Below are 7,429 nucleotides of genomic sequence, written 5' to 3'. Positions count from 1 at the left end.
TAAGTATAGAGGAAGAAACCGGTTTGTTTTTCCTCTTCTTTTCCTAAGACAGATGTTCTGATATTGGCTAAGAGTGCATTTTGTTTAGCCATATCGGTTAATCCACTGTAGAAGAGAGCATTTGGCATGACCAAATAGCTTGCTGTTTGTGCTACAGGGACGATCACACTTGGGCCAGAACCAGAATCTGTTTCAAGAATTTCTTTATGTAAGCGGAAATCCCAGAAATTTTCATTCTTTTCATCAAAGAGGCTTTGTGCAACATCGGCTGTACCGTGGCTTGACTCTGGTCCATAGGCCGTTAGCGTATATTTATAAGGCAAACGATTTCTTGTGGTATAGCCATTTACGAGTTTGAAAGAGTCTTCTTGTGCTTTTCCAGATACTTGAATGAGCGAGAGGCCACCTATATTTGAAGGATCAGCAGCATCGACTACACTACTTTCATCTCCAGAATCGCTTTTGATATAAACTGTTGTGGAGCCTGAGACATCACCATGAATGAGAAGCCTATCGGTTTTTTGATCGGCACTTACTACGCCATCACTCCAAGCAATGTTGAAGTAAATCTTTGTGTCTCCCGTTGCGTTGTAGACTTCTTGCGTGTCTGGTTTACCAGAACCTATATGCAATGTTTGGTAGTGATCTTCTGTTGGTTTCTCAAAAACAATGGAGCTGTTATCGAGATTAAGCGTGGAAATATCAGAACGAGATCTTTGAGCGATATCAAGGAGATTGCCATCAGCATCTTTTTCGTTTTTGCTGATTTTCAACGTCCATTTCGTATTGTTTTTCAGATCAAAACGTACATTTCTGTCTTTAGCAATATTCGCTCTGCCTTCTAGAGTAGACTGATCAGCACTTAAGGTGAAGGTGCCATTGGAGATCGCTTTAACCTCTTTATTGTTCCAATAATTGTCGTTTTTCCAAGATTTTGGATCTTCGAAAAGACCATCTCTTAATAATACGTCGGCATGGATTTCTGAATTTTTGAGACTGACTGTACCGATTGATAAAGTTGGAATATCTTCCATATTTGTGTTAGTAAAAGCTCCAACAAAAATTCCAGTACCATTTTCAGCGTGAACATCTGCATTTGTCAAATTGATTTCACTGTTTTTATGTTTTTGTGGAACATCTGGATAATCTAGATCAGGATTAGAGAGAGCTATAAATTGCAAACCAGCAACTCCTGCTATCATAGAAGTATTCACGACATCAATATGTCCGTTAAATGCCGCCCATAGTGCAACTTTTTTTGCTTCTATTTTATTTTTGATTGTATTCTCTGCTGTTCCAATATAACCATTCGTCATCTTAATCGTGCTATTATTTTCTGCGGTGAGACCAACATCAAAATTTTGAATGATTGTTTTACCATTTAACTTAATTAAACTATCAGTTTCTGCAACGTTTACACCAACGGTCATTGTTTTACTTTCACCACCAGTTATTGTTAAATCTCCGCTAATGATTTTACTTCCACCGTCTGCATAAAACCCTTCATCAACATTTTGAATGGTTGTTTTGCCCATTAACCTAACTTCACTACCAGAGTCCGATGTCCATATACCAGTGCGTTCGTTGTTGGGGCCTTCAAGTGCTTCACCACCGATTATTGTTAAATCTTTGCTGGTGATTTTACCACCGTCAACTGCTCCAAGGCCGTCCAAAGTATTGTTAATTATTGTATCACCATGCAATTGAATTGTGCTGTCATTGCCACTTACAAATGCACCGCTTCCTTTTCCCTCTGTTGTTAAAGCAACATCTGTGGCATCAATATGCCCACCGTTGATTGCGAATAACGCTGTTTTGTTCGCGGCTACGGATCCTCCCATCATTGTGATGGTGGATTTTGAACCTTCTGCATAGAGTCCAACATTATCAGATGATGTAATGTTTGCATTGTTTTTCAAGATAATCGTACTGCCACCTTCTGCACTTGCTCCTACGTCACGTCCACTAAATGCCCCTCCTGAGATTGTTATTGTCGAATCATGGTCTGCAACTATACTGGCAGCTGCTTGAGTCACTGTTACATCTTTTAAAGTGACGGTACTTTTATCTGCTTTTATTCCAAAGTTTAGTAATGCATCGTCTTTACTATTCGATATCTTTACACCTTCTAGTTTGTTTTCGCTGCTGTTACTGTTTAAGAAGCCAGCACCAACTAGAGAAGTCTTAATGGTTCCTCCAGTCATCTTGATTGTGCCACCATTGTTTGCTGTAAGCCCGAGTGCACTATTACTAATCGTTGTATTTCCAAGTAATTCAATTACACTGCTTTCGCCAACAGAAAATACACCAGACGATATATTGTCGTCACTTGGAGCCACATCTGTTACAGTTAGAGCCACATCTGTAACAGTAATATGGCCGCCATCTTCAGCAACCAATGCATTCCCTTTCCCTGTGACGTTTCCTCCCGTCATTGTGATGGTGGATTTTGAACCTTCTGCATAGAGTCCAACGTTATCAGATGATGTAATGTTTGCGTTGTTTTTCAAGATAATCGTACTGCCACCTTCTGCACTTGCTCCTACATTACGTCCACTAAATGCTCCTCCTGAGACTGTTATTGTCGAATCATGGTCTGCAACTATACTGGCAGCTGCTTGAGTCACTGTTACATCTTTTAAAGTGACGGTACTTTTATCTGCTTTTATTCCAAAGTTTAGTAATGCATCGTCTTTACTATTCGATATCTTTACACCTTCTAGTTTGTTTTCGCTGCTGTTACTGTTTAAGAAGCCAGCACCAACTAGAGAAGTCTTAATGGTTCCTCCAGTCATCTTGATTGTGCCACCATTGTTTGCTGTAAGCCCGAGTGCACTATTACTAATCGTTGTATTTCCAAGTAATTCAATTACACTGCTTTCGCCAACAGAAAATACACCAGACGATATATTGTCGTCACTTGGAGCCACATCTGTTACAGTTAGAGCCACATCTGTAACAGTAATATGGCCGCCATCTTCAGCAACCAATGCATTCCCTTTCCCTGTGACGTTTCCTCCCGTCATTGTGATGGTGGATTTTGAACCTTCTGCATAGAGTCCAATGTTATCAGATGATGTAATGTTTGCGTTGTTTTTCAAGATAATCGTACTGCCACCTTCTGCACTTGCTCCTACGTCACTTCCACTAAATGATCCTCCTGAGACTGTTATTGTAGAGTGGTTATCTGCACCTATACCGGATACTGCTTGAGTCACTGTTACATCTTTTAAAGTGACGGTACTTTTATCTACTTTTATTCCAAAGTTCAGTAACGCATCGTCTTTACTATTCGATATCTTCACACCTTCTAGTTTGTTTTCACTGCTGTTACTGTTTAAGAAACCAGCACCAACTAGAGAAGTTTTAATGGTTCCTCCGGTCATCTTGATTGCACCATCGTTTTGTGCTTGAAGCCCGATTACACTATTACTAATCGTTGTATTTCCACGCAATTCAATCATGCTACCAAGGTCATCAGAAGCTACACCAAGTCCATCACCATTTGTTTTTAGGATGACATCTGTGACAATAATATGCCCACCGTATGTTGTCGTTATTGCTTCCTCTTTTGCTGTTACGCTCCCTCCCGTCATTTCGATGATGGATTTTGAACCTTCCGCATAGAGTCCAGCATCATTATATGATGTAATTTTTGCATCGCCAGTTAAAGTGATGTTGCCGCCGTTTTGAGTAAATATTGCTGCTTTTTCTGCATTAAATGATCCTCCTAAGACTTTTACTGTGGAATCATATGCATCTATGGCAGTTTGTGCTTGCGTCACTGTTACATTATTTAAAGTGACATTACTGTTAGTTGCTTTGATTCCATTGATTAGTGGCGCATCATCTTTCCCACTTGATATCACTACATCTTTCAGTTTGTTTTCTTTGCTCTTGCTGTCCAAGAAGAAAGCACCAACTTTGGAAGCTGTAATGCTTCCCCCAGTCATTTTGATTGCGCCACTCTCTTGTGTTTTGAGCCCGATTGTCGCATCATTAATCGTTGTACTAGATAATTCAACCACACTGTTTTTGCCTTGAGACAAGGCACCGAATCCACTTTCGATTTTATTATCATTAGTAGATGTATTAGGGTTATTCCTCTTTGCTGTTAGAGTACTACCCGTGACAGTAATATGTCCACCTTCGTCTGCAGATAATGCTGCATCTTTTCCAATTACGCTTCCTCCTGTCATTATAATTTCGCTCTTTTCATCGATGGCATGAAGTCCGTTACCATTAGATGAGGTAACGTTAGTACCGCCATCTACAGTAATGGTGGTGCCGCTCATAGCATATACGCCATCCATTTTACCTTCGAATGATCCTCCGGATACGTTGATTCGAGAATTATTATTTGCGAGTATACCAACTTCTGCGTGCGTAACGTTTACATTTGTTAAAGTGATGTTACTTCCATTATCTGATTGCACTCCAATGAGTTGTGAAATTTCATTTTTATTATTTGATATCACTACATTTTGCAGTATATTTTTGTCGCTGCCGTCAATATAAACGCCAGTTTGAGACGTTGTAATGTTCCCCCCAGTTAGGTTGATGTTAGCGCCGTCTTTTACAGAAATACCGAAACGAACATCAGAATCAGTGCCTTGAATATTTAAGCTATTTAATTTAAGCGCACTGTTAGCACCTTCAACTGTTACAACATACTTATCATTGTTTGTATCTGCATTTGTGCTTTCATTTCCAGTTACAGTTACAGTGCTACCGGTGATTTTTCCTTTGTCTTTTACATAAATAGTCTCGTACGTTTTTCCGGATATATCTTTTTCTTCGTTGGCAACGCCAAGAGTTTCAGCATGTGCAGTGAACTGGATGTTGAATAGGATGATAGCAGCCGCAGCCGTGCATGATAAAAGGGATGTTTTATACACCAGTATTCTCCTTATGAGAGCCCCCAAATATTCATTTCCCCGCAAACTTCATAAGAAGAAGTGAAAATGGATAGTTGTTATTAATTTCAGTAATTGTCCTTATTTGGTAAGATATTTTTGATTTTTTGTCAAAATTAAAAAATAAATAATATTAAATTTGTGTGAATTTATATTGAACACACAATGTGTTTGTAATTATTTATATTATATAATTAAATTTATTGTAAATCTCTATTATAGAAATTATAAATATTATTATAATAATTACATAATTTATATTATTTTTTATAAAGTAATGATATTATTTTCTGTAATACTTATGCATTTTTATAGATTGTCAATGTAAGTGATGACGGTAATACTAAAACACTGTTGCTAGCACTTTTGATTATTTATACCTTATTTATCATAATATTCTAATATATTTGATCTTGATATCCAAAGGAGTTTGATGCTCTAGTATTAAGAATACATGTTTTCTCCTGTTGGGGATATTTTAATAGTATACGACTAAGTTTTTATAAGCTGTTGATGTATTGATGACATTTGAAAGAGCAAGAGCCCAAGCTTATAAATCTTAATCAATGAAGATGCTTCAAGTTGAAGGCTTTAAATCAACAGTGCTTTTATATCATCAAAGTGCACTTTCATTGAAGGATCATTGCTTTCATTATTTTGAATTTTTGACATATTCTTGACAAGAAAATTTAAAAAATTACTTCTGAGAAAATTTTTATAATACAATAAAATATGTAACGTTTTTATGGTGATAGGTTTATGAGATATAAAGTTAAATTGGTAATCACCGTGATTGCTTTTACTCTCTCTGGTTGTTTTAACCTTGATTCTGAAAAGTTAAGAAGGGACAAGAGGCTTTATCATGATGCATTTATGTGGCCTATGAAAGAAAAGTCTCTTGAGAAAAATTATACTGCTATCATCATGGCTGATCCGCAACCGTGGCGTTTAAACTCTGGTGATGCCAATGGAGTATCAAACAGAGAGCCATGGTTAAAGATAAATGAGCAAGTTGCTGGTGTGATAAAAGCGCACAAGGCTGCGTTCCATATTGTCAATGGTGATCTGACGGAGTTTGGACAACAAAAAAACTATGATGATTATAAAAATGTTTATAAAACTCTTGGAGCGCCTGTCTATGAGGGGCTAGGGAATCACGATTATGCCAATAATGTTGGTAATTGTACAAATCCTCAAGAATTCAATTTTTACAAAGATGCTTGTGCTATAAGTGCAGTTTCAAGAATGGTATCGGAAATCAAAAAATACCGTAGTCAATTATTGCATTTCAATGCAGATGTTACTGAAAGTTTGGTTCCCATTTCGGGTGGAAATGTTCGCTTGGTAAGGGGGAGTTTGAGTTATTCTTGGGATTATGGAGATGTTCATTATGTGCAGCTTCACAATTATCCAAGCTATACTGTTGGTTTGAAGGGGAAGTCTACAGAAGTGCAAATCAATAAATCTTTAGATTGGCTTAAGAACGATTTAGCTGCTGCTGATGCAAGAGGTAAAGTGACAATCATTAATTTTCATGATGCGCGTGCTGCTTCCATTGATGGTGAATCCTTTTTTATTCGTAAAAAGAATGCTAAAGATTTGTCGGTCTTTAAGTCAATTGTTACCTCTCATAATGTTAAAGCAATCTTCGTAGGTCACACGCATTATCAGTCCTATTGCCGTGCAAAAAACGATAAGGTTTTTGGAAATATCCCTATCTATACAGCTGGTGCGCTTTTTAATGGAGATTATTACCTCATAGATGTGAAAGGCAAGACAATTCACGTTAAAGCCTATAATGGAGAAATAGGAAAACCGCTTTTAATTAAAGATCTTGGTGTTATAGGGAAAGACACCCAATTTTCGGCAAGTTGCAGTAAGTTATAATAGAATTTGTTTCTTTGTCTTAAAGCATGAGGGAAAAAACGTATTATATGTGCGGATTTGAAGAGCAATGAGAGTATCTGAGTGTTACTTAAAAATAGAATAAAAAATCAGACATATTTTTTTCAAAGCTGCTGAGATTTCAGGTTATACGCTATAAGTGCAATGGTTTAATGTGAACGGAGCTTTAATACAAAGCGGAATAATGGTTTGTTATTCTATTTTTCCTTTTAGGCTTTCATCCTTGAAGCAAAGGGGAGTTTGTCAAGGGTGTGTTCATAATTTGCTAGCACATGTTGTCCAGAATTATCAAGAAGGCTGTTTCTATTAGTTTGTTGCGGTATAATTATCAAGTTATGCCCTTTGTTAGAGTTTATAATATCTACTCATGGGCAACTCTTTTCTTTTTCATAAGAAGAGTTTTTTGTTTTGATCAATTTTTTATTTATAGCATTCAAACAATTGATGTTTTGTGATGCTGTACAATTTTTCTTCTTGCGATCCATGACTCTGCTGGTTGCTGCATTTCGCGGAGTTATGATCTCAGGAAGTGCATTTTCTGCCTCTTTTGGTTGGATTGGGACAGTGATCGAAGTGGTTGGGGCAGGTATTGCCTCTGTTGTGGGGGG

At 37.4% G+C, this 7,429-nt stretch carries 3 protein-coding genes; 2 read left to right on the top strand and 1 reads right to left on the bottom strand.

All coding sequences use genetic code 11. The features are described from left to right. The coding region (locus tag ACFIM1_RS08685) for an autotransporter outer membrane beta-barrel domain-containing protein (protein WP_375694612.1) at positions 1–4,199 on the bottom strand (4,199 nt) is incomplete at its 3' end. A gap of 1,476 nt (positions 4,200–5,675) precedes the next feature. Between ACFIM1_RS08685 and ACFIM1_RS08680 the strand changes: the two genes are divergently transcribed. Both ACFIM1_RS08680 and ACFIM1_RS08675 read left to right on the top strand, forming a co-directional pair. After that, the gene (locus ACFIM1_RS08680) at positions 5,676–6,803 is read left to right on the top strand and encodes a metallophosphoesterase (protein WP_375607504.1); all 1,128 of its coding nucleotides are present in this window, start codon (positions 5,676–5,678) and stop codon (positions 6,801–6,803) included. 426 nt (positions 6,804–7,229) lie between these two features. Next, positions 7,230–7,429: hypothetical protein (locus ACFIM1_RS08675; RefSeq protein ID WP_375694611.1), on the top strand; the 200-nt coding region annotated here is incomplete at its 3' end.

This window comes from Bartonella sp. AC158YNML (assembly GCF_042196725.1).
Taxonomy (GTDB): Bacteria; Pseudomonadota; Alphaproteobacteria; order Rhizobiales; family Rhizobiaceae; genus Bartonella.
This window is presented reverse-complemented; position numbering and strand designations above follow the sequence as displayed.